The organism is Gammaproteobacteria bacterium, from assembly GCA_037388465.1.
Classification (GTDB): domain Bacteria; phylum Pseudomonadota; class Gammaproteobacteria; order SpSt-1174; family SpSt-1174; genus JARRKE01.
In genome coordinates, this window is the sequence record JARRKE010000036.1 from 1 (window position 1) to 22,642 (window position 22,642).

Genomic DNA, 22,642 nt, shown 5'->3' on the forward strand with positions numbered 1-22,642 from the left:
GTCAACGAGCAGGGCGTGATCGAAGACGCCAAGTTCAAGACCTACGGCTGCGGCTCGGCGATCGCCTCCAGCTCCCTGCTGACCGAATGGGTGAAGGGCAAGACCCTGACGGAAGCGGGTGAGATCAAGAACACGCAGATCGCGGAAGAGCTGGCGCTGCCGCCGGTGAAGATCCACTGCTCGGTGCTGGCGGAGGACGCCATCAAGGCGGCCATCCACGACTACCAGAGCAAACACGAGGCATCGGCCGAGAAAAAGTCGGCCTGAGAGGTAAGGTATCCATGGGGATCACCCTGACAGAAAAGGCCGCCGACCGGATCCGGACGTTTCTTGCCAAACGCGGCAAGGGCGTCGGCCTGCGCCTGGGCGTCAAGACGACCGGGTGTTCGGGCATGGCTTACGTTATGGAATACGCGGATGAGCTCGAGGAAGGCGATACGGTGTTCGAGGATCACGGCGTCAAGATCATCATCAATCCCAAGAGCCTGGTCTATCTCGACGGTACGGAACTGGACTACGCCAAGGAAGGACTGAACGAGGGGTTCAAGTTCAACAACCCCAACGAAAAGGATCGTTGCGGCTGTGGTGAAAGCTTCAGTGTCTGAGCACACAGCCCATGGACTTCAATTTCGCTCAATCCTATTTTGAGTTGTTCGGGCTACCTGTCGGCTTCGACGTCGATTCGGACCAGCTCAAGACCCGCTATCAAAAACTCCAAAGCGAACTCCATCCCGACCGATTCGCCGGTGCGGACGCCCAGGCCAAGCGCCTGTCCGTGCAGGCGACCTCGTTGGTGAACGAGGCTTATGGCACCTTGCGCGATCCGCGTCTGCGGGCGCGCTATCTGCTGCACCTGAAAGGCGTGGAATTCGACGACGAGCGCGAGACGTCGTCCGATCCCGAGTTTCTGATGCAGCAGATGGAGTTGCGCGAGCGCCTGGACGAGAGCGCCGAGGCGGAGGACGCGCTGAACCGCCTGGACACGTTCATCGCCGAAGTCCGCACCCAGGCACGGTCCCTCGACGAGGCCTTTGCCGCCCAGTACGCCGCGGAGGATATCGCCGCCGCCAAGGATTCGGTACTCAAGATGCGCTTCCATGCGCGCCTCATCGAAGAGGCGCAGGCGCGTCAGGCCAGACTGGAAGACGAACTACTTTAAAACACGCGACCGACTATGGCTTTGCTGCAGATTTCCGAACCCGGCATGTCGACCGTACCGCACGAGCATCGTCTCGCGGCGGGCATCGACCTGGGTACCACCAACTCGCTGGTCGCCAGCGTGCGCAGCGGCATGGCCGAGACGCTGCCCGACGCCGAAGACCGCCATCTGCTGCCGTCGGTCGTGCAATACCATGCCGATGCGCCGCCGCAGGTGGGTTACGAGGCCAGGCGCAACGCCGCCCTGGATCCGCTGAACACGATCGCCTCGGTCAAGCGCCTGATGGGCCGCGCCGCCACGGACATCAAGACCCTGGCGGGGCATGTGCCCTACGAATTCGCGGCCACCGATTCTTCGGTGCCGCATATTCATACCGCCGGGGGCGACGTGACGCCGGTGGAGGTCTCTGCCGAAATCCTCAAGACCCTCAAGCAACGGGCGGAAGAGACGCTGGGCGGCGAACTGGCGGGGACGGTGATCACCGTGCCGGCGTATTTCGACGATGCGCAGCGCCAGGCGACCAAGGACGCCGCCCGTCTTGCCGGGCTGAATCTGTACCGACTGCTCAACGAGCCCACCGCCGCAGCGATCGCCTACGGCCTCGACAAAGGCCAGGAAGGTGTCATCGCGGTATACGATCTTGGCGGCGGGACCTTCGATATCTCGATCCTGCGTCTTAACCGCGGGGTCTTCGAGGTGCTCGCCACCGGTGGAGACTCCGCTCTGGGCGGGGACGACTTCGACCATGCCATCGCCGAATGGATGGTGGAGGAGGCGGGTATCGAGGCGCAGGGCGACCACAAGCTGATGCGCCGGCTGCTGCGCGACGCCTGCGCCGTCAAGGAGGCACTGACGGATCAGGACGAAGCGGAGTTCTCCATCCAGCTCGACGACCTGAACTACTGGAACGGTTGCATTAGCTGCGCGCAGATGAACTGCCTGATCGAACCGCTGATCAAAAAAACTCTGCTTTCCTGCCGCCGCGCCCTGCGCGATGCCGGCATCACGCCCGATGAGATCCAGGAGGTTGTCATGGTCGGCGGGTCCACCCGCGTGCCACGGGTACGGGAAATGGTGGGCGAATTCTTCGGCCGTGAACCGTTGACCGATATCGATCCGGACAGAGTGGTGGCCATCGGCGCCGCCCTGCAGGCCGACGTGCTGGCCGGCAACAAGCCCGACGATGAAATGCTGCTGCTGGATGTCATCCCCCTGTCGCTGGGCATCGAGACCATGGGCGGCTTGGTGGAAAAGATCGTGCCGCGCAATACCACCATCCCGGTGGCCCGCGCCCAGGAATTCACCACTTACAAGGACGGGCAGAGCGCCATGGCGATCCACGTGCTGCAGGGCGAGCGTGATCTGGTGGAAGACTGCCGTTCCCTGGCGCGTTTCGAGCTGCACGGCATTCCGCCCATGGTGGCCGGCGCACCGCGTATCCGGGTGACCTTCCAGGTCGACGCCGACGGTCTGCTGAACGTCACCGCCGAGGAGGTCGCGTCCGGCGTGCAGGCCCATGTCGAGGTCAAGCCGTCCTATGGCCTGACCGACGAGGAGATCGAGGGCATGCTCACCGATTCGATGACGCATGCCCGCGAGGACATGGAGGCACGCCGCCTGCGCGAACAGCAGGTCGAGGCCCAGCGCGTGCTGGAGGCAATCGACTCGGCACTGGCGGCGGATGGTGACAAGCTGCTCAACGAAGAAGAACGTGCAGGCATTCTGGCCGATCGCGACAGGCTGGCTGCAGCGGCCGGCGAACCGGACCCGGAAGCCATCAAGACCGCCATTCAGAAACTGGAGAAGACCTCCGAGTTCTACGTCGCGCGGCGCATGGATCAGAGCATCAAGGCGGCCATGGCGGGTCACAACGTTCACGAATTCGAATAAGGCGATAGTCCATGACCAAGCTGGTATTTTTGCCTCACGAGGAAATCTGTCCGGAAGGGGCCGTTATCGAGGTCGAGCCCGGCATCAGCATCTGCGATGCCGCCCTGAAGAACGGCATCGAGATCGAGCATGCCTGCGAAAAATCCTGTGCCTGCACGACCTGCCATGTTTATGTGCGCGAGGGGCTCGATTCCCTTAACGAGGCCACGGAGGACGAGGAGGACATGCTGGACAAGGCCTGGGGTCTGGAGCCTGATTCCCGCCTCAGCTGCCAGGCCCTGGTCGATGACGAGGACCTGGTGGTCGAGATTCCCAAATACACCATCAACATGGTCTCGGAAAAGCACTGAGCGAGGCGAACTATGGGATTGAAGTGGACCGATACCCTGGATGTGGCGATCGCGCTGGACGAAACCCACCCCGATGTCGACCCCCGGAGCGTGAATTTCGTGGATTTGCGCCAATGGGTGATGGATCTGGACGAGTTCGACGACGATCCGGCGCATTCCGGCGAGCGCATCCTGGAGGCCATCCAGATGGCCTGGATCGAGGAGCGGGAATAGCCCGGGATCCCCGTATACATTGCCTGTAACTCTGCCGCGGAGTAGAATTTCCGCGGTCCATGCCCGCCTGTATGTTGCGGGCTTTTGCGTTTTACCCCACAAAAAATAGCCGGAGTTGAGTGAATGTCCGTCGAACGAACCCTTTCTATCATCAAACCCGATGCCGTGGCCAAGAACGTGATCGGCAAGATCTACACCCGATTCGAGGAGGCCGGTCTGCGGATCGTGGCTGCGCGGATGATGCATCTGAGCCGCGAGCAGGCCGAAGGGTTCTACGCGGTTCATAAGGAGCGTCCTTTTTTCAATGACCTGGTCGAGTTTATGATCAGCGGCCCCGTCATGGTCCAGGTGCTGGAGGGCGAGAACGCCATCGCCGCCAACCGCGAGATCATGGGCGCCACCAATCCGAAGGAGGCCGCTCCGGGCACGATTCGCGCCGATTTCGCGGTGAGCATCGACGAGAACGCCGTGCACGGCTCCGACGGCGCCGAGACGGCGACCCAGGAGATCGCGTACTTCTTCCCCGAAGACCAGATCTGTCCGAGGACGCGGTAAGGCAGTGACGACGAACGAAAAGGTCAACCTTCTCGGATTGACGCATACGCAGCTGCGGGATTTTTTTCCGCCTGGGAAGAGCGTCCTTTTCGTGCTGCCCAGGTCATGAAGTGGCTGCATCATCGCGGTGTCGATGATGTGGCCCAAATGACCGATCTCGGTAAGGCGCTGCGTCAGCGTCTGGCCGAGGAAACCGAAATCCGCGCCCCGGAGATCGCGCTGGAGCAGGCCTCCGAGGACGGCACCCGCAAGTGGCTGCTGCGTCTCGAGGACGGCAACTGCATCGAAACCGTCTTCATTCCCGAAAAGGACCGCGGCACGCTGTGCATCTCGTCCCAGGTGGGGTGCGCGCTCGACTGCACCTTCTGCTCCACGGCCCGGCAGGGCTTCAACCGCAATCTCACGGCCGCCGAGATCGTCGGCCAGCTGTGGCTCGCCAAGCGGCGCCTGCAGCCCGAACCGGATGCGGATGCCGACCACCGCGTCATCACCAACGTCGTGCTCATGGGTATGGGCGAGCCGTTGCTGAACTTCAACAACGTGGTCGATGCGATGACCATCATGCTGGACGATTTCGGTTACGGCATCAGTCGGCGTCGCGTCACGCTCAGTACCTCGGGGGTGATTCCGGCCCTGGACCGGCTCAAGGAGACCATCGACGTCAGCCTGGCCGTTTCGCTGCATGCGCCGAACGACGAACTGCGCGATCAGCTGGTGCCGATCAACCGCAAATATCCCTTGTCCGAACTGATGGCGGCCTGTCGCCGTTTCCTGGACGCAAAACCCTACCGTGAGCGCATCACCTTCGAATACGTGATGCTGGACGGCGTCAACGATACGCCGGCGCACGCCCGCGAGCTGATTCGCCTGTTGCGCGGCGTGCCCTCAAAGGTCAATCTCATTCCCTTCAATCCGTTCCCGGAAACCCGTTACCGCCGCTCTTCGCAGGCGACGATCGACCGTTTCCGGGACATGCTGATCGCAGCCGGTCTGCACACCATTACCCGCAGGACGCGCGGCGATGACATCGACGCCGCCTGTGGCCAGCTGGTCGGGCAGGTGGCCGACCGCAGCCGTCGGGAACTGCGCTTCGCCCGTATCGAAGGAGGTGGGTTGACATCATGAAACGGTTAGCGAGCGTGTTTGCCGTGCTCCTGTTGTTGTCGGGTTGCGCGACCCAGGCGGAGCGTCAAAAGCAGAAGCAGGATGATCAGGCCTCGTCGATCAACGTCCAGCTGGGTGTCGATTACATGAATCGCGGCAACATGGATCTGGCCGACACCAAGCTCAAGAAGGCGCTGCGGCAGAATCCCGATTCCGCCCAGGCACACAACGCCTATGCCGTATTGATGGATCGCCTCGGCGAATACGACAAGGCCAATGACTATTTCCAGCGCGCGGTCGACCTGGCTCCCGACGATTCGGGTATCCACAACAACTACGGCGCCTTTCTGTGCCGCCGGGGCAAGGTGAAGCAAGGACTCGAGCAGCTCAAGACCGCACTCAGGAATCCTCTTTACCAGACGCCGGAATACGCGCTTTCGAATGCCGGTTTATGTGAACTGAAGGCCGGCGACACCGAGGCGGCCAAGAAGTATTTCCGTCGCGCCCTGCAACGGAATCCACGACTGCCTTCCGCATTGTTCCAGCTGGCCAAGCTCAATTTTGATGAGCATAACTTCCTGAGCACGCGCGCCTATTTGTCGCGCTATCGGGATGTTGCCGTCGAGACTCCCGAAAGCCTCTGGTTGTGCGTGCGCACGGAAAAGCAACTGGGAAACCAAACCGAAGCGGGAGTATGTGCGTCCAAGCTGTACCGCTTTTACCCGGATTCGCCGGAGGCTTCCTACCTGAGAGATCCGAGCCGCTATGACAAACCCTGAGACCAGCCTGCATATCGGTCCTGGTGAACAACTGCGCGCCGGCCGTGTTGCGGCGGGCCTGTCCGAACAGGAACTGGGCGAGGCGCTTAAACTGAATGTAGACATCATCCGCGCCCTCGAGACCAACGATTTCGAACGGCTTGCCGGTCCTGCCTACATCAAAGGCTATCTGCGCGCCTGTGCACGCCACCTCGGCCTGGACGAAAACGCGTTGCTCGAGTCCTATGCGCAGGTCGAACCTGAACCGCCGGAGCTCGAATTGCGCCATCCCACCCAGCAGGAGCAGGGCGCCAAGCGCGGCGCGATGACCGGCTCCCTGCTGGTTTTTCTGCTGCTGCTCATCCTGCTGGTCGTGTGGTGGGCAAAACACAACCCGACCCAGCAACCGGTGGCGTCGGGCAACGAGCCTGCGCTGCATGGCCAGGCCCCCGGTGCTGCCGCTCAACAGCCTGCCAACAATGTGATCAGTCCGGCGCAGCAGCCGAACATGCCGAATACCGCCATCGGCGCCGGCCAGTCCGAAACGGCGGCGCCCGAGGAAACCGCACCGGCGATGCCGGCCGACGGTGAGCAGCCGTCCGCTGCCGAGTCTTCACCGCCGGCTGCCGCCTCGCCGTCGGAGGCTGACAAACCAGCCGAATCGTCCGCCCCGTCGTCTCCTGAGGCAAATGCGCCGACCGAACCGTCAGCACCTTCAGCCATGGATCAGGAAGGACAGTCTGCTACGCCCGATCAGGCACATGATTATTTTTCGGATCATTCGGCACCGGGCGACGATTCGCTCAAACTGGATTTCGTACAGACCTCATGGGCGGAGATCACCGACGCGAATGACAATCGCCTGGTGTTCGGGCTGATCCGCAAGGGAACGCAGACCACCGTGCACGGTACGGCACCTTTCAATATCTTCCTCGGCAACGCGGAAGGCGTGAAACTCGATTTCAACGGCAAACCGGTTGAAAACTTCCATATTCGTCCGGACCATACCGCACGCTTCATGATTTCTGCCCCTGCAGCGGCAGGCAACTGATTATTTCCCGATGGCCAAATCCATCCAGTCCATACGCGGGATGCACGACATCCTGCCCGACCAGACCGCGGCCTGGCGTTACATAGAAGGTGTCGTCACCGCGGCGCTGACGGCCTACGGCTACGACGAAATCCGCATGCCGCTGGTCGAAATGACCGAGCTGTTCAGCCGTTCCATCGGCGAGGTGACGGATATCGTCGAAAAGGAGATGTATACCTTCGAGGATCGCAACGGCGACAGCCTGACCCTGCGCCCGGAAGGTACCGCCAGCTGTGTCCGGGCCGGTATCGAGCATGGGCTGCTGCACAATCAGCAGCGCCGCTTGTGGTACATGGGCCCGATGTTCCGCCATGAGCGTCCCCAAAAGGGACGTTATCGCCAGTTTCATCAAATCGGCGCGGAGACGTTTGGCATTCCGGGTCCGGATATCGATGCGGAGCTCATCGCCCTGTGCGCGCGGATCTGGGACGGTCTCGGCCTGTCCGGCCTGCGCCTGGAAATCAATTCGCTCGGCACGCCGGAAACCCGCCAGGTTTACCGCAAGGACCTGATCGAATATCTGTCCCGGCACGAAACCAAACTCGATGCCGAAGCACGCGACCGTTTGCAGTCCAACCCGTTGCGCATCCTCGACAGCAAGAATCCCGAAATGCGTGAAGTGATCCGCAACGCGCCGGATATGTTCGACTATCTCGATACGGCGTCCAAAACGCATTTCGATCAGTTGCGCGAACGACTCGAGGATCTCGGGATTTCGTATCAGGTCAACCCGCGTCTGGTGCGGGGTCTCGATTATTATTCACTGACCGTATTCGAATGGATCACCGATGAACTGGGGGCGCAGGGCACTGTCTGTGCTGGTGGGCGCTACGACGGTCTGGTGGAACAGCTGGGCGGCCGTGCGACACCGGCCGCCGGGTTCGCCATGGGGATCGAGCGTTTGCTGGCGCTGATGGAGGCGCAGGATGTTGCGCCCGAACCGCTGGCCCCCCACGCCTATCTGCTCATGCTGGGAGAGGCCGCGGAACGGCAGGGTTGGGCCCTGGCCGAACGCTGGCGCAGCGAGGTGCCGGACCTGCGTCTGCAGGTGAATGCAGGCGGCGGCAGCCTGAAATCCCAGATGAAGCGGGCCGACAAATCGGGTGCGCCGCTGGCATTGTTGCTGGCCGATGACGAGCTGGCCGCCGAGGAAGTGACGGTAAAGCACCTGCGTGCCGCGGATGCCGAGCAGCAGCGCATTTCCATCGGCAAGATGGCCGATTATCTGAATGCGGCGCTGAATTGACGAATTTATAGACGGAGTCAAACCATGACGGGTTATTCAACCGACGAAGAACGCCTGGAAGCCCTGCGCACCTGGTGGGGGGAAAACGGGCGCTCAATCATCATCGGCGTGGTGCTGGGCGTCGCCATTCTCGCCGGCTGGAAATTCTGGACCACTTACCAGCAGCGTCAGCAGGAGAGTGCCTCGCAGCTGTACGGCACGCTGTTGAACGACCTCGGCAACAAACAGGCCGACGCGGCAGACAAGGTGTACGCGCAGTTGAAGTCGGGTTATGAGCGTACGCCCTATGCGGCGCTGGCCGCCCTGCACATGGCCAAGCTGGCCGCCGACGCCAACGATCTGGACAAGGCCGCAGCGATTCTCACCTGGGCCAACGAGCATGCCAGCGAGCCGCAGGTGCGCGAAGTTGCACGAATCCGCCTGGCACGCGTGCTGGTGGCGCAGAAAAAGTACGACGAGGCGATGAAACGCCTGGACGGCGACTTCCCCAATGCCTACCTTCCGCTGGTCGCGGAACTCAAGGGTGATATCTACCGCGCGCGCGGACAGCTCAAGGAGGCCCATACGGCCTACCAGCAGGCTATGGTCGCCGCCGGCGGGCATGCCTCTGAATACCTGCAAATGAAACTGGCCGACGTCGGCACCTCTGATACTCCACAGCCAGAGAAACCATGAAGTATTTAGTTCTGTTCGCAGCCGTCCTGCTGACGGGGGGCTGCAGCCTGTTTTCCGGCGACAATGCAGCGCCGCCGAGCCCGCTGACCCAGTTCGAGACCACGCTCAAGGTGCGGCATGTCTGGCAGCGTGATACCAGTACCGGCACCCAGGGGCTTTACTATCAGCTCAAACCCTACCTCAGCGACGGCGTGATCTATGTCGCTTCGCTGGATGGGGATATCAAGGCCTATGACGCCAAGAACGGCGATCAGGTGTGGGCGGTGAAAACGGGCGACCGTATCACCGGCGGCCTCAAGGGCGGCGACGGTCTGCTGATTTACGGTACGGGACGCGGCCAGGCCGTCGCAATCCGCGCCAAAAACGGCGAGGAACTGTGGCGTACCCAGATGAGCAGCATCGTGATGTCCATGTCCGACGTTCATCTCGGTACGGTGGTGGTGCGCAGCATGGACGGCAAGATCGCCGGCCTGTCCAGCGGCAGCGGCGAGATTCTGTGGGTCGGCGGCCGCAAGACGCCGGCACTCAGCCTGTTCGGCATGAGTTCGCCGCACGTGCAGGGCAATACGGTCATCGCCGGTTTCGACAACGGCAAGCTGCTCGCCTTCACCCTGGATACGGGCAGGGTGCTTTGGGAAACCACTATCGCCACGCCGCAGGGCCGCAACGAGATCTCCCGCATAGTGGATATCGACGGCAATATCGACATCCGTGACGGCGTGGCCTACGTGGCCACCTATCAGGGGCGCGTGGGCGCCGTGAACATCAGCGACGGCAAGCTGCTGTGGTCGCGCGCCATGTCCTCCTATCAAGGCCTGACGGTAGGCGAGCACAACATTTACCTGAGCGACGCCGACAGTGACGTGTGGGCGCTGGATCGCAATACCGGCGCCAGCCTGTGGAAGCAGACCAAGCTGAAATACCGCGAAATCACCGCGCCGGCACTGAGCGGCGACTACATCGTGGTCGCCGATTACAACGGTTACGTGCATTGGCTGTCCAAGTACGACGGCCACCTCGTGGCGCGCGACCAGGTAGGGGAAAGCAGCATACTGGATACGCCGCTTGCGGTCGGCGATATGGTCTATTTTTATAACGAGTGGGGCTGGTTGACGGCGGTTCAGCGAGTCGGTTCCGTTCCGCCTTCCAGGCCCTTGCCCGGCTTTCTGAGCTCATGAGCCAGCGGGCTGTCTCATAAGGAGGCAGCCGGATGATCACGGATACCGCCACTTTTCGACGCCGCCTGATCGAAGGGGCCATGCTGGGTGTGGCGGCGCTGCTGTTCGCCTATCTGATCTTCGCCGCCTGGTATACCGGCCGGCTGGCCGACGGCCTGAGCCGCAACCTGCTGGCCCTGGGCCGGCAGCTCCCCGCATCGATTCAACTCGCCGCTTCCAGACGGGCGCCGTTCAGCGTGTCGCAACGTTATGTGATCGTTCCGCATGACGGCGATTTTCCTGCTCTGGTGCTTGATCAGCATATCCGTACCGGCTGGCAACGCGTGCCCATACCGGGCGGCGGCGCCCGCTGGTACGGCGCGCGCGTGGTTTCGACGCTGGCCTTTGGCGAACCGCCGGCCGGGCGCGTCGTCTTGCGCGGCGTCAGCTGGGTCGGACCCGGCGGTGTCTTTTCACGTTGGCGGCCGGGGCAGACGGTGGTTGCCGGCCCAGAGGACGGCTGGTTCTGGTTTTTGCAGGACGGCGAACGCAGTACCTCGTCAGGTTCCCTGCCGCAGTTGGTATTGGCATGGCGCGGCCACAGGCTGTCGGTCGCCGGCCTGGTCTGGGATTACCGAGGCCGGAATGCGGTGCCACAGGAAGTCCGTCTGGCCCTGAAACGGCTCGGCTTTCAGGGCCGGAATGGCCGGGTCGCCTTCCGCAACGGCGCCGTCCGCACCCGGGTGGAGCAGGGTGCCGGCGCACCGACCCTGCATCTGATCCTGCGTCTTGATGATCTCGTGATTCCCACGGGCGTGCTCGGCGACCTGAAGGCGGGGATCGACGTGGACCACGCTCCGGTGCTCGGTGCATGGTTGGACCATGAACGGTCGCAGGCACTGCAACCGGGATCGTTGGACACTCTGCTCGCCGGCGCGTCGCTGCGCGTGGCCCCCTTCGTGCTGAAGACCGACAACGGCATTATCCGGGGGCGTGCCAATGTGGTAATACCGAAACCCCAGTCCGCCGCGCGGGCGGCGGATACCGGTCTGCAGGTCCGGGGCGACCTGGCCGTTTCCGCGTCGTTGTTGCGCACGCAACTCGAGAATGCCTTGCGTATCAGGGCGGCGGGCAGGATGGCCGGCGAACTCGCGGCCGAGAAGCGACGGCATCCGCCGCCGCTGGCCCGTGAGGAGATCGATCTGCGTGCGGCCGAGGAGGCCGACCGGCAGTTGAGTCTGTGGTTGAGCCAGGGTTATATGCAGCGCGACCACGGCATGTACACCACCCACTTCGAATGGCGGCGCAACCGTCTGAGCCTGAACGGCCTGTCGGTGAGCGGGCTCGGTAATATGCGACAATAAACGACTTTTTGGACAACCCGGACCGCAATGCTTCCCGTCATCGCACTCGTAGGCCGCCCCAACGTGGGCAAGTCGACGCTGTTCAACCGCCTGACCCGTTCGCGGGATGCGCTGGTGGCCGATTTCCCAGGCCTGACGCGCGACCGCCAGTACGGTACGGGCAAGCTGGGCTCCCGTCCTTATATCGTGGTGGACACGGGCGGGCTGGAGCTCCAGCACGAAGGCGTCGAGCACTTCATGGCGGCGCAGAGCCGTCAGGCGATTCAGGAAGCGGACGCCGTGATCATGCTGGTCGACGCCCGTGAGGGCATGACCCCGGGCGATCAGGAAATCGCGACCGAGTTGCGTGCCGCCGGCAAGCCGGTTTGGCTTGCCGTCAACAAGACGGACGGTACGGACCCCGATCAGGCCGCGGCCGAATTTTATGCCCTCGGCATCGGGCAGCTGCGGGCGATTGCGGCCGCTGACGGACGCGGTGTTTCCGCGCTGATCGAGGAAGTGCTCGGCAGTTTGCCGGGGGCAGTGGAGGAAGAAGCCGCCGAGGAGGCGGACAAGCGAGGGATTCGCCTGGCCTTCGTCGGACGTCCCAACGTCGGCAAATCCACGCTGGTGAACCGCATTCTGGGCGAGGAGCGTGTGATCGCCTTCGACGCACCCGGTACCACCCGCGACAGCATCTACATTCCTTTCGAGCGCGACGACCAGTTGTACACGCTGATCGACACCGCAGGTGTGCGGCGTCGGGCGCGTGTCGGCGAGGCATTGGAGAAATTCAGCATCATCAAGACACTGCAGGCCATCGAGGATGCGCACGTGGTGGTGCTGGTCCTGGATGCGCGTGAAGGCATCAGCGAACAGGATGCGCATTTGCTGGGCCTGGCGCTGGAACGGGGCCGTGCTCTGGTGCTGGCGATCAACAAATGGGACGGACTCGACGAAGAACAGCGCGAGGCGGTCAGGCGTGACCTCGACCTCCGGTTGAGCTTCGCCGATTTCGCCGAACGGTTTTTCATCTCGGCTTTGCATGGCAGCAACGTGGGATTGCTGTACGAAGCCATCCAGCGTGCCTATCGTTCGGCGATGGGGAAATTCTCCACCTCCCGCCTGACCCAGTTGCTGGAGGCCGCCGTCGCCATGCATCAACCGCCGCTGGTGCGTGGCCGCCGCATCAAGCTGCGTTATGCGCACCAGGGGGGACAGTGCCCGCCGCGCATCGTGATTCACGGTAACCAGACAGACCAGCTACCGAACAGTTACAAGCGCTATCTGAGCAATTTTTTCCGGGACAAGCTCAAGCTGGTCGGCACGCCGATCGCGCTGGATTTTCGTACCGGCGAAAATCCGTATGCCGGCAAACGCAACCTGTTGACGCCGCGTCAGGCGCGCAAGAAGCAACGCCTTGCGCGTCACGTCAAACGCCGCAGTTAGATTTGTTTCGTGATGCCCTTCACACTTTTCGAATTTTCTTTCCCCCATCCAGTAGAAACGCCGCATCGAATGGTTATAGTTATCCCGTCGGAGGAGTGGACTAACCAAAAACCATAACAATTGTTCAACCAGGAGGTTGAAAGTGCCATTCTCCGGCGTAAGTGACGGGACTTACTTGATAGGGCGCAAGGCGCCGATTCGCATCGTGGACCAGACCGTGAGCGCGCATCATGCGGAGCTGGTCGTGCTGGGCAACAGACTGTACCTTGCGGATCTCGGTTCCACCAACGGTACTTTTCTGCTGCAGCACGGCCGGCAGAAACCTTTCAAGGAAGGTTACGTCACGCCGGAGCAGATCTTCATCTTCGGTCAGTACGTGTGCCGCATTCAGGATCTGATTCGCAAGGCCTCCACCATCATTCATTGACCTAAACCGGGCTTGTTGTCCGGTGCATGTTTCCTGACATCGGTGCGTGCTACCATCGGGCGCATGCATACCCCCTTACCGCTGTCCGCCCGCATGGCGGAGATCCAGCCATTTCATGTCATGGCACTGCTCGCCCGCGCCCGTGACCTGGAACGCAAGGGGCGTCATATCATCCATATGGAAATCGGCGAGCCGGATTTTCCGACACCCGAACCGATTATCCAGGCCGGGCACGAGGCGCTGAGCGCCGGGCATACGCATTACACTCCGGCCACAGGTTTGCCGGCGTTGCGCGAGGCGATTGCGGGTTTTTATCGGCAACGTTACGGCGTGGAAGTCGCACCCGAACGAATCGTGGTGACGCCGGGTGCTTCCGGTGCCTTGTTGCTGGTGCTGGCCGCGCTCGTCGATCCGGGCAACCAGGTGCTGATGAGCGACCCCGGCTATCCCTGCAACCGTCACTTCGTGCGTCTGTTCGAGGGGCGGGCAAAATCGATTCCCGTCACCGCCGAGACGGACTATCAGGTCACGCCCGACCTGCTGCGGGCGCATTGGTCGGGACGTGCCGTGGCCGCACTGGTGGCATCGCCTTCGAATCCCACCGGGACCGTGATTTACCAGCCGCAGATGGCCGCCATGGCCGATTTTGTGGAATCCAAAGGCGGACGGCTGATCGTCGACGAGATCTATCACGGACTGGTGTACGAAGAGGGCAACGCGGTCACGACGGCGCTGTCGATTTCCGATCAGCTGTTCGTGATCAACAGCTTTTCCAAGTATTTCGGCATGACCGGCTGGCGACTTGGCTGGACGGTGGCGCCGGAAGCCTATGTCCCTGAATTGGACAAGCTGGCGCAGAATCTTTTTCTGGCGCCTTCGACACCGGCCCAGTACGCCGCGCTGGCGGCCTTCGACGATGCGACCCTGACGATCGTCGAGGAACGACGGCGCGAATTTCAGGCACGCCGCGATTATCTGGTACCGGCATTGCTCGAGCTGGGTTTCGAAGTTCCGGCCATGCCGCAGGGGGCGTTCTACGTCTATGCGCGCAGCCGGAAGCTGGCCCAGGACAGTTTCGTGTTCGCTCAGCGCCTCCTGGAGGAAGCCAGCGTGGCGGTCACGCCGGGGATCGATTTCGGCGCGCACGGCGCCCGCGATCATCTGCGGTTCGCCTATACCACCGATCTCGATTCGCTGCGCGAGGGCGTGTCCCGGCTGCGCGCCTTTCTGAGCTGAGCGCCCTCAGTCCGAACCGGCTTCCGCCGGCATTCGTTCCACCCACAGCAGGGTGGCGGCGGCCACGCCGACCGGAATCGAGATGAAGTTCAGCACCGGTATCATGGTCATCGCCGCGAGGCCTGTGCCCAGGCCGAGCATATCCTTCTCATGCCCCTTTTGACGTGCCTGCTGGGCGCGGAAGTCCAGGCCGTGGTTGCCCGCCGGGTAGGTCAGATACTGCTGCGGCAGCACCCAGGCGGCGAACAGGAACCACAACAGCGGCGAAATCACGTTGACCACGGGGATCAGGGAAATGATCAGCAGCGGAATGGCCCGCACCAGCTGGTAGACCAGCATCTGCAGACTGGCCTTGATGCCGATCCAGCCCATGCGCAGCATGCCCTTGAGGCTGTAATCGGTGGGCGGCGGGGTGCCGCGCCTGCGGGCCTCGATCGCCTCGGCCAGAAAGGCGTTGAAAGGCGCCGCCACCACGTTGGCGACCAGCGTAAACAGGTAGAACACCGCCAGCGCCAGGGTCAGCACGAACAAAGGCCACAGCAGCCATTGCAGCCAGCTCAGCCAATCTGGCAGCAGATGCTGCATCAGCGTTTCGAACTCGCGCGCAAGGTAATAGGTGCCGAGCGAGATCAACACCAGGTTGATCAACAAGGGAATGACGACGTAGCGGCGCAGACCGGGCTGGTTGATGGTGCCGAAACCGCGCAGGGTGAATTGCAGCCCGCGAGCGAAATTCGAGATCACGCGTTGTCTCCCTGATTTGATCCAGCCGGCATTATGCCATCCGCGGCGAGCCGTGCCGCCCCGCAGGCCGCCTGAGCCTCTGGCAGCGATTCGACCGGCACGCCGAGATGGCGCTGACGAATGTGCCGGTACGCCTCGTTGACCGCGCCGCCGCCCAGGCTGTACACCCGCTGCACGGGCGGCGCGCCCGCTGCCTGCAGGCGCCGGTAGCCTTCCGCCTCGATGCGCGCCAATCCTTCCAGCATGCCCTGTAAAAAGACGGCATCGTTTTCCGGGCGTGGCGTCAGCCGTGGCTGGCGTTCCGGATCGGCATGGGGAAAGCGTTCGCCGGGCCGGGGCAGGGGATAGTAGTCCAGGTCGGTCGGTACTTCGGGATCGATCTGTTCCGAAAGTTCGGCGAGCCGCTCGGGGCTGAAGAACTGGCGCAGCACCGCGCCGCCGGCGTTGGAGGCGCCGCCGGCAAGCCAGCGGTCACCGAGGCGGTGGCTGTAGATGCCGTATTCGGGTGCGAATACGGGATGGGGTGCATAGACCTTCAGGGCCAGGGTGCTGCCCAGCGAGGTGACGGCATCACCCGGTTTTGCGGCCGGGGTGGCGAGCACCGCCGCCAGGCTGTCAGTGGTGCCGGCCACGATGCGCACGCGAAACGGCAGGCCCAGGGTGCGCGCCGCATAGATCGACAGGGTACCCAGCGGCGTGCCGGCCGGATGGACGTCGGGCAGCCATCCGCGCGGGATGTCGAGCTCGTCCAGCCAGGCCGGCCATGTACGCCGTACCGGGTCGTAGCCGAGTTTCAACGCATTGTTTTCGTCCCCCGCGCCGAAGCGGCCGAGCAGCAGCCCCGTGATCCACTCCGCCTGGTGCAGCGCGTGCACCGGCCGGTCGGATGCAACATGCTTTTGCAGCCACATCAGCTTGGCCAGGCTGGCGGTCGCGCCGTGCGCACCGCTTTGCAGCGGTGCGACCCGGGCGATACGTGCGGCCTCTTCGCGAGCCCGCGCATCGTCGTACATCAGCGCCGGCGTCAGCGGTTCGCCATGCGGGTCGCAGAGCAGCAGGGTGCCCGAGGTGCCGTCCACGCAGATGGTGTCGATGGCGTCGCGCAGTTCGGCAGGTATCCGGCCGAGCAGCACGATCAGCGCCTGCCGCCAGCGTTCGGGCACGTCCTCGCCGCCGATGGGCGGGGGCAGCGGCAGGGCGGCCCGGGCGTGAATGCCGCCGTCCGGATCGCGTACGCAGAGGCGTACGCCCGAGGTGCCGAAGTCGATGCCGAGCTGCAGGTCGGAGGGCAAAGGGGCCGCCGCTCAGTGTCCCTGTGACCGCAATGGCGGCCCTGCGATCAAGTCGATCGGGTCCGCATCACGCTTCACGGTTAGCCACGGCCGTTCAGGGGAGATGGACGGGCTGGGGCGGTTGCCAGTCGGCCGCGCGGTGTTCCGCGACCACGGTGGTGTAGATGCCGCCGCGGACGTTGAACTCGGCGGTCAGGCGCATGAAGCGGGGGCTGATCGCGGTCACCAGGTCGTTCAGAATGCGGTTGGTGACAGCCTCGTGAAAGGCGCCTTCATCGCGGAAGGACCAGACATACAGCTTGAGCGCCTTGAGCTCCACGCACAGGCGGTCCGGGACGTATTCCAGGTGCAGGGTCGCGAAGTCCGGCTGGCCGGTCATCGGGCACAGGCAGGTGAACTCCGGGACGCGGATGCGAATGGTATAATCCCGCTCCGACTGGGGGTTGTCGAAGGTCTGAAGGTCCTTGCTGGGCTGGGTAGGCATCGACGATTCCGATAAAAATCAAAAAGTTGCAAAGGATGGGGATTATATAACAAGCCCCGGCCTCAGAGCAGGGGGTTTCGACAGGCAGCCGGCCGTCATCGGAGTGTCATTCTATTGTGTGCTCCAGTTACCATCCCGTGTAGAGTGTCCTTCCTGAACATCATCGAGCGCGAAAGTAGAGCCGTATGCGTCTTTCCAAAATCAAGCTGGCCGGATTCAAGTCCTTCGTCGATCCGACCACCATCCCGTTGCCCAGCAACCTGGTCGGCGTCGTCGGTCCCAACGGCTGCGGCAAGTCGAACACCATCGACGCCGTGCGCTGGGTCATGGGCGAGACCTCGGCCAAGCACCTGCGCGGCGATTCGATGGAAGACGTCATCTTCAACGGGTCCTCCTCGCGCAAGCCGGTCGGGCAGGCGTTCATCGAACTGGTCTTCGACAACAGCGACGGCAGCCTGGGCGGCGAATACGCCAAATACAGCGAGATTTCCATCAAGCGCCAGGTGTCGCGCGACGGACAGTCCAGCTACTTCCTGAACGGCACCCGCTGCCGGCGCCGCGATATCACCGACATCTTTCTGGGCACCGGCCTCGGCCCGCGCAGCTACGCCATCATCGAGCAGGGCATGATTTCGCGTCTCATCGAGGCCAAGCCGGAAGAGCTGCGCGTGTATCTGGAAGAGGCCGCCGGCATTTCCAAATACAAGGAGCGCCGGCGCGAAACCGAGAACCGCATCCGACACTCGCGAGAAAACCTCGAGCGTCTGACCGATCCTCAACACCGAATCCGAAAACCGCGAGCGCGAGATTGCCGAGCAGGATACGGCGCTGGAAATGATCCGTGCCCAGCTGCGCCACGTCGAAAGCGAGATCGAAAAGGATCGCGAAGCGCAGACCGAGGCCAACGAGGCCTTCAACGAAGTGCAGGGCCGTTACTACCGGCACGGCAATGAGATCAGCCGCGTCGAACAGGACATTCAGCATCAACGCGAAATGCAGGTGCGCATGGAGCGCGAACTGCGCGAAGCGGAGCGTTCACTGGAAGAGGTGCAGGGACTGATTCAAAACGATGAATCCCGGTTGCACACGACCGAACAGGAAATCGCCGAGCTCGAGCCGGCTCATGCCAAGGCACAGGAAGAGCTGCGCGTGTATCTGGAAGAGGCCGCCGGCATTTCCAAATACAAGGAGCGCCGGCGCGAAACCGAGAACCGCATCCGACACTCGCGAGAAAACCTCGAGCGTCTGACCGATCCACCACCGCCGCGCTGGAAGAAGAGATCGAGGCGTTGCGCGATCAGTTGCAGGCGGCGGAAAAGGATACCGAGGCGCGCGAAGCGCGGCTCAAGGACACCATCGAGCAAATCAACACCACGCGCGAAGAAAACCGCACCCGCAACAGCCACATCGACGAGCTCGGCCGCAGGCTGCAGACCCAGCAGGGGCGTCTGGCCTCCCTGGAAACCCTGCAGCAGGCCGCCCTGGGCAAGAACCAGGAGGCCGTCGTGGAATGGCTGGATGGCCAGGGGCTGAAGCAGGCGCGCCGTCTGGCCGAACAGCTGGATGTCGACGGCGGCTGGGAGAACGCGGTGGAAACGGTGCTGGGGCATGCCCTGGAGGCCGTCTGCGTCGACGACCTCGATACCGCCGCCAATGCCTTGAGCCAGCTCGACAAAGGCAGTGTCACGCTGTTCGACGTTCAACAGGGCGCCGCCCAGGATGCGAGCGCCGGCCAGGACGCACTCGCTATGCGCGTGCGTGCACCGTGGCCGCTGGCCAGCCTGATGAGCGGCGTACGCACGGCCGACAGCCTGGATGCGGCACTGGCCATGCGCAGTCGCTTGGCGGACAACGAATCGGTGATCACGCCCGACGGCTTGTGGCTCGGGCGCAACTGGCTGCGCGTCAGCCGTGAAAGCGAGGCGCATGTCGGTGTGCTCGCCCGCGAACAGGAGATCAAGACCCTGCAGGCCGAGATCGACGATCTCGGCGGTCAGTTGCAGACGCTCAAGGAAGAACTCGAATCGGGGCGCGACCGTCTGCGCCAGTTCGAGGCGGAGCGCGAAGAACTGCAGGTGGAACTCAATCGTGCTCACCGCGCACGGGCCGATATCAACATCCAGATTCAGAACCGCAGCTCGCGCATGGAGCAGGTCGGCGAACGCCGCCAACGTCTGATCGGCGAGATCGAGGAACTGCGCGCGCAGATCGAGACCGGCAACGAGCAGTTGCGCGAGGCCACCGAGGTGCGCAATCAGGCGCTGCGCGACATGGAAATGATGGAGACCGAGCGCGAGGCGCTGAGCCGGCGGCGCGAGGAACACAATCAACGCCTGGACGAGCTGCGCAGCGAAGCGCGCCGGTTCAGCGAACTGGCTCACGAACGCGAACTGCGTCTGCAAAGCGCACGTACCACCCTGCAAACCACGCGCGAGGGACTCGACCGCCTGCGCGCGCAGCGCGGCCAGTTGCAGCAGCGCTGCCAGGAGCTGACACAACAGCAGGCGCAGGGCGGTTCGCCGATCGAGGCGCTGGAAGGCAAACTGGCCGAACTGCTCGCCGGCCGCGAGGTGCTCGAAAAAGAACTGCACGCGGCGCGCGACCATTTGTCCGGCTTTGAGAATGCGCTGCGCGAAAAGGAAAAAAACCGCCAGGATACCGAGCGGCGACTCGAGGATCACCGCGCCGGTCTGGAACGCCTGCGCCTGGCGAACAACGAAACCCTGGTGCGTCGGGATACCGTCGGCGAACAGTTGCGCGAAACCGATTTCGACATCGAAAAGCTGTACGCCGAGATGACGCCCGAGGCAAATATCGAGGCCTGGCAGGCGCGGCACGAGGACCTGGAAACGCGCATCCAGCGCCTGGGTCCGATCAATCTGGCGGCCATCGAGGAGTATCAGGAGCAGCAGCAGCGCAAGGCATATCTGGACGCGCAGAACGACGACCTCCAGGAAGCCCTGGAGACCTTGGAAAACGCGATCCGCAAGATCGACAAGGAAACCCGCAGCCGTTTCCGCGACACCTTCGACCGGGTGAACGCCCGTTTGCAGGAAACCTTCCCACGCCTGTTCGGCGGTGGTCAGGCCTTCCTGGAAATGACCGGGGACGACCTGTTGACCACCGGTGTCTCGATCATGGCGCGCCCGCCCGGCAAGCGGATTTCCAACATCCACCTCATGTCCGGCGGTGAAAAGGCGCTGACCGCGGTAGCCATGGTGTTCGCGATCTTCGAGCTCAATCCGGCGCCGTTCTGCATGCTCGATGAGGTCGACGCGCCGCTGGATGAAGCAAACGTGGGCCGCTTCTGCGATCTGGTGCGCGAGATGTCCGAGCGCGTGCAGTTCATCTTCATTACCCACAACAAGACCACCATGCAGCTGGCCGAAAACCTGATCGGCGTCACCATGCGCGAGGCCGGGGTTTCCCGCCTGGTGGCAGTGGATGTCGAAGAGGCCGCCAAGATGGCAACCGCCTGATGCATCATGGATCTGCTGCGCTGGATCATTCTCGGGGTTGGTCTTGTCGTGCTGCTGGCGATTTACCTCCATGGTCGCTGGCGTGCCGGCCAGCGCGCCGAGCGGCGTTCGGCATCCGCCGATGTGCCGGCTTCGGAAACCCTGCCTGAAATCCGGGCTGACCGCGCGGCGGAACCGACCGCGAGGGAATTGCACGGGCAACTGAAATCAAGCGACGAAAATGCCCCGTCTCCGGTACCGGAGACACCTGCACCATCAGAATCCGCTGCATCCCCGGCCGAAGAGGCGGAGTCTTCGGAGGAACAATTGGTCGTGTTGCACGTGGCTGCCCAGCACGGGTCGAACTTTACCGGCGCGCAGCTCATCGAGGCACTGACCAGCATCGGCATGTACCTGGCCGAGCACGATATCTATCACTTCGATCTGGAAACCCCCACCGGCCCGATGCGGCTTTTCAGCGCCGCGAACATGCTCAAGCCGGGCACCCTGAGCGAGGCGGCCGAGGAGGATTTCGAATCGCCCGGGGTCAGCCTGTTCATGCAACTGCCATTGCCGATTCCCGTCGGTGATGCACTGGGGGTGTTCGTCGAAAAGGCCGACAGCCTGGCCTTCGCGCTGGGCGGTGTGGTGCTCGATGCCGACCGCTCGCTGCTGACGCCGAACCGACGCCAAGCCCTGAAGGTCGCAGTCTCGCGTTAAAAACTCCCCACCCTCCTACAAACCGACGAATCGTGACATGAGAGCGATCGGGTAATGGCCAAAACGTCTTCGTCATCGAATCAGGCGCGCATCGAAGAACTGCGCGACCTCATCGACTACCACAACTACCGCTACTACACGCTGGACGACCCGGTGATCGCCGACGCCGAGTACGACCGGCTGTTGCGTGAGCTACAGGAATTGGAGGAACGCCATCCGGAACTGGTGACGCCCGATTCGCCCACCCAGCGCGTCGGTGCCAAGCCTCTGGAAGGGTTTGCCGAGGTCCGTCATGCGATACCCATGCTGTCCCTGGGCAATGTCTTCAGCGAAGAGGAGCTGGAAGCCTTTTATCGCCGCGTCCAGGATCGTTTGGGCGAAGAGTCGGGTACGCTCGAGTTTTCCGCCGAGCCGAAACTGGACGGCCTGGCCATCAGTCTGACCTATCGCGACGGCCATCTGGTACAGGGCGCGACGCGGGGAGATGGCACCACTGGCGAGGAGGTAACCCAGAACGTACGCACCGTGCGCAGTATCCCGCTGCGTTTGCGCGGCACCGACTGGCCGCGGGTGCTGGAGGTGCGCGGTGAGGTTTACATGCCCAAGCAGGGCTTCGAGGAACTCAACCGCCGGGTGCAGGCGCGCGGCGACAAGCCCTTCGCCAATCCGCGCAATGCGGCGGCCGGCAGTCTGCGTCAGCTGGATCCCCGCGTGACAGACGAGCGCCCTCTGGCGTTCTATGCCTACGCGGTCGGGCAGGTGGAGCAGGGCGAGCTGCCGGACAGGCATTCAAAGGTATTGGCGAAGCTGCGCCAATGGGGTTTGCCGGTCAGCCCCGAGATCGAGCTGGTCGAGGGCCTGCAGGGCTGCCGGGCTTATTACGAAAACATACTTGCCCGGCGTGGCAGCCTGCCTTATGAGATCGACGGTGTGGTCTACAAGGTCGACCGATTCGATTTGCAGCGCGAGCTCGGCTTCGTGGCCCGTGCACCGCGCTGGGCGATCGCGCACAAGTTTCCGGCCCAGGAAGAACAGACCAAACTGCTGGATGTCGAGTTTCAGGTCGGCCGCACCGGCGCGCTGACGCCGGTGGCCCGGCTCGAGCCGGTATCGGTCGGCGGCGTCACGGTCAGCAACGCGACCCTGCACAACATGGACGAGATCGAGCGCAAGGACATCCGCATCGGCGATACCGTGGTGGTGCGCCGGGCGGGCGACGTGATCCCCGAGGTGGTCATGGTGGTGCCGGGTTCGCGCAAGGGAACGCACGAGGTCAAGTTGCCTGCGCATTG

General features: G+C 63.0%; 21 protein-coding genes and 2 pseudogenes. 20 read left to right on the plus strand and 3 right to left on the minus strand.

Annotation, left to right across the window (positions count from 1 at the left end; genetic code table 11):
• The 17 genes and pseudogenes from P8Y64_08530 to P8Y64_08610 form a co-directional block, all read left to right on the plus strand.
• Positions 1 to 267: iron-sulfur cluster assembly scaffold protein (locus tag P8Y64_08530; protein ID MEJ2060517.1), on the plus strand; the 267-nt coding region annotated here is incomplete at its 5' end.
• 14 nt (positions 268 to 281) lie between these two features.
• Positions 282 to 605 carry an iron-sulfur cluster assembly protein IscA gene (gene iscA, locus P8Y64_08535; GenBank protein MEJ2060518.1) on the plus strand — a complete coding sequence of 108 codons (324 nt, stop codon included), beginning with the start codon at positions 282 to 284 and terminating at the stop codon, positions 603 to 605.
• Positions 606 to 616: 11 nt separating this feature from the next.
• On the plus strand, positions 617 to 1,159 hold the full coding sequence (gene hscB, locus P8Y64_08540) for a Fe-S protein assembly co-chaperone HscB (GenBank protein ID MEJ2060519.1): 543 nt from the start codon (positions 617 to 619) through the stop codon (positions 1,157 to 1,159).
• Between the two features lie 15 nt (positions 1,160 to 1,174).
• Entirely contained in the window at positions 1,175 to 3,049 is a 1,875-nt protein-coding gene (gene hscA / locus P8Y64_08545) for a Fe-S protein assembly chaperone HscA (GenBank protein MEJ2060520.1), read from the plus strand.
• An 11-nt stretch (positions 3,050 to 3,060) separates the two neighbouring features.
• On the plus strand, positions 3,061 to 3,399 hold the full coding sequence (gene fdx / locus P8Y64_08550; protein ID MEJ2060521.1) for an ISC system 2Fe-2S type ferredoxin: 339 nt from the start codon (positions 3,061 to 3,063) through the stop codon (positions 3,397 to 3,399).
• Between the two features lie 18 nt (positions 3,400 to 3,417).
• Positions 3,418 to 3,612, plus strand: a complete 195-nt coding sequence (gene iscX, locus P8Y64_08555) for a Fe-S cluster assembly protein IscX (protein ID MEJ2060522.1) — start codon at positions 3,418 to 3,420, stop codon at positions 3,610 to 3,612.
• A gap of 123 nt (positions 3,613 to 3,735) precedes the next feature.
• The gene (gene ndk / locus P8Y64_08560) at positions 3,736 to 4,167 is read left to right on the plus strand and encodes a nucleoside-diphosphate kinase (protein ID MEJ2060523.1); all 432 of its coding nucleotides are present in this window, start codon (positions 3,736 to 3,738) and stop codon (positions 4,165 to 4,167) included.
• 4 nt (positions 4,168 to 4,171) lie between these two features.
• A pseudogene (gene rlmN / locus P8Y64_08565) lies at positions 4,172 to 5,292 on the plus strand (23S rRNA (adenine(2503)-C(2))-methyltransferase RlmN).
• Complete coding sequence (gene pilW, locus P8Y64_08570; GenBank protein MEJ2060524.1) at positions 5,289 to 6,050, plus strand: type IV pilus biogenesis/stability protein PilW; 762 nt, start codon at positions 5,289 to 5,291, stop codon at positions 6,048 to 6,050. The pseudogene rlmN and the gene pilW overlap by 4 nt, the downstream one beginning before the upstream one ends.
• Positions 6,037 to 7,080 (plus strand): DUF4115 domain-containing protein, encoded by a 1,044-nt coding sequence (locus tag P8Y64_08575; GenBank protein ID MEJ2060525.1) that lies wholly within the window; start codon positions 6,037 to 6,039, stop codon positions 7,078 to 7,080. Before pilW ends, P8Y64_08575 begins: the two co-directional genes overlap by 14 nt.
• Before the next feature lie 10 nt (positions 7,081 to 7,090).
• Positions 7,091 to 8,365: a histidine--tRNA ligase gene (gene hisS, locus P8Y64_08580; GenBank protein ID MEJ2060526.1), complete on the plus strand. Its 1,275-nt coding sequence runs from the start codon at positions 7,091 to 7,093 to the stop codon at positions 8,363 to 8,365.
• Positions 8,366 to 8,389: 24 nt separating this feature from the next.
• Positions 8,390 to 9,040, plus strand: a complete 651-nt coding sequence (locus P8Y64_08585; GenBank protein MEJ2060527.1) for a tetratricopeptide repeat protein — start codon at positions 8,390 to 8,392, stop codon at positions 9,038 to 9,040.
• Positions 9,037 to 10,218, plus strand: coding sequence for an outer membrane protein assembly factor BamB (gene bamB / locus P8Y64_08590; protein ID MEJ2060528.1), 1,182 nt, complete (start codon positions 9,037 to 9,039; stop codon positions 10,216 to 10,218). Before P8Y64_08585 ends, bamB begins: the two co-directional genes overlap by 4 nt.
• Before the next feature lie 32 nt (positions 10,219 to 10,250).
• A complete protein-coding gene (locus tag P8Y64_08595) occupies positions 10,251 to 11,561 on the plus strand; it encodes a DUF945 family protein (GenBank protein MEJ2060529.1) in 1,311 nt (436 codons plus the stop codon).
• 27 nt (positions 11,562 to 11,588) lie between these two features.
• Entirely contained in the window at positions 11,589 to 12,989 is a 1,401-nt protein-coding gene (gene der / locus P8Y64_08600) for a ribosome biogenesis GTPase Der (protein ID MEJ2060530.1), read from the plus strand.
• Between the two features lie 175 nt (positions 12,990 to 13,164).
• On the plus strand, positions 13,165 to 13,416 hold the full coding sequence (locus P8Y64_08605; protein ID MEJ2060531.1) for an FHA domain-containing protein: 252 nt from the start codon (positions 13,165 to 13,167) through the stop codon (positions 13,414 to 13,416).
• Positions 13,417 to 13,479: 63 nt separating this feature from the next.
• Complete coding sequence (locus tag P8Y64_08610) at positions 13,480 to 14,652, plus strand: pyridoxal phosphate-dependent aminotransferase (GenBank protein MEJ2060532.1); 1,173 nt, start codon at positions 13,480 to 13,482, stop codon at positions 14,650 to 14,652.
• A gap of 6 nt (positions 14,653 to 14,658) precedes the next feature.
• On the opposite strand, the gene cysZ is transcribed toward P8Y64_08610, so the two are convergent.
• The 3 genes from cysZ to queF form a co-directional block, all read right to left on the minus strand.
• On the minus strand, positions 14,659 to 15,396 hold the full coding sequence (gene cysZ, locus P8Y64_08615) for a sulfate transporter CysZ (protein MEJ2060533.1): 738 nt from the start codon (positions 15,394 to 15,396) through the stop codon (positions 14,659 to 14,661).
• Positions 15,393 to 16,688, minus strand: coding sequence for an FGGY-family carbohydrate kinase (locus P8Y64_08620; protein MEJ2060534.1), 1,296 nt, complete (start codon positions 16,686 to 16,688; stop codon positions 15,393 to 15,395). Before P8Y64_08620 ends, cysZ begins: the two co-directional genes overlap by 4 nt.
• Before the next feature lie 94 nt (positions 16,689 to 16,782).
• On the minus strand, positions 16,783 to 17,172 hold the full coding sequence (gene queF, locus P8Y64_08625) for a preQ(1) synthase (protein ID MEJ2060535.1): 390 nt from the start codon (positions 17,170 to 17,172) through the stop codon (positions 16,783 to 16,785).
• A 185-nt stretch (positions 17,173 to 17,357) separates the two neighbouring features.
• Here queF and smc point away from each other — a divergent pair.
• The 3 genes and pseudogenes from smc to ligA form a co-directional block, all read left to right on the plus strand.
• A pseudogene (smc, locus tag P8Y64_08630) lies at positions 17,358 to 20,651 on the plus strand (chromosome segregation protein SMC).
• A gap of 6 nt (positions 20,652 to 20,657) precedes the next feature.
• Positions 20,658 to 21,350, plus strand: coding sequence for a cell division protein ZipA C-terminal FtsZ-binding domain-containing protein (locus P8Y64_08635; GenBank protein MEJ2060536.1), 693 nt, complete (start codon positions 20,658 to 20,660; stop codon positions 21,348 to 21,350).
• A gap of 54 nt (positions 21,351 to 21,404) precedes the next feature.
• The coding region (gene ligA, locus P8Y64_08640; GenBank protein MEJ2060537.1) for an NAD-dependent DNA ligase LigA at positions 21,405 to 22,642 on the plus strand (1,238 nt) is incomplete at its 3' end.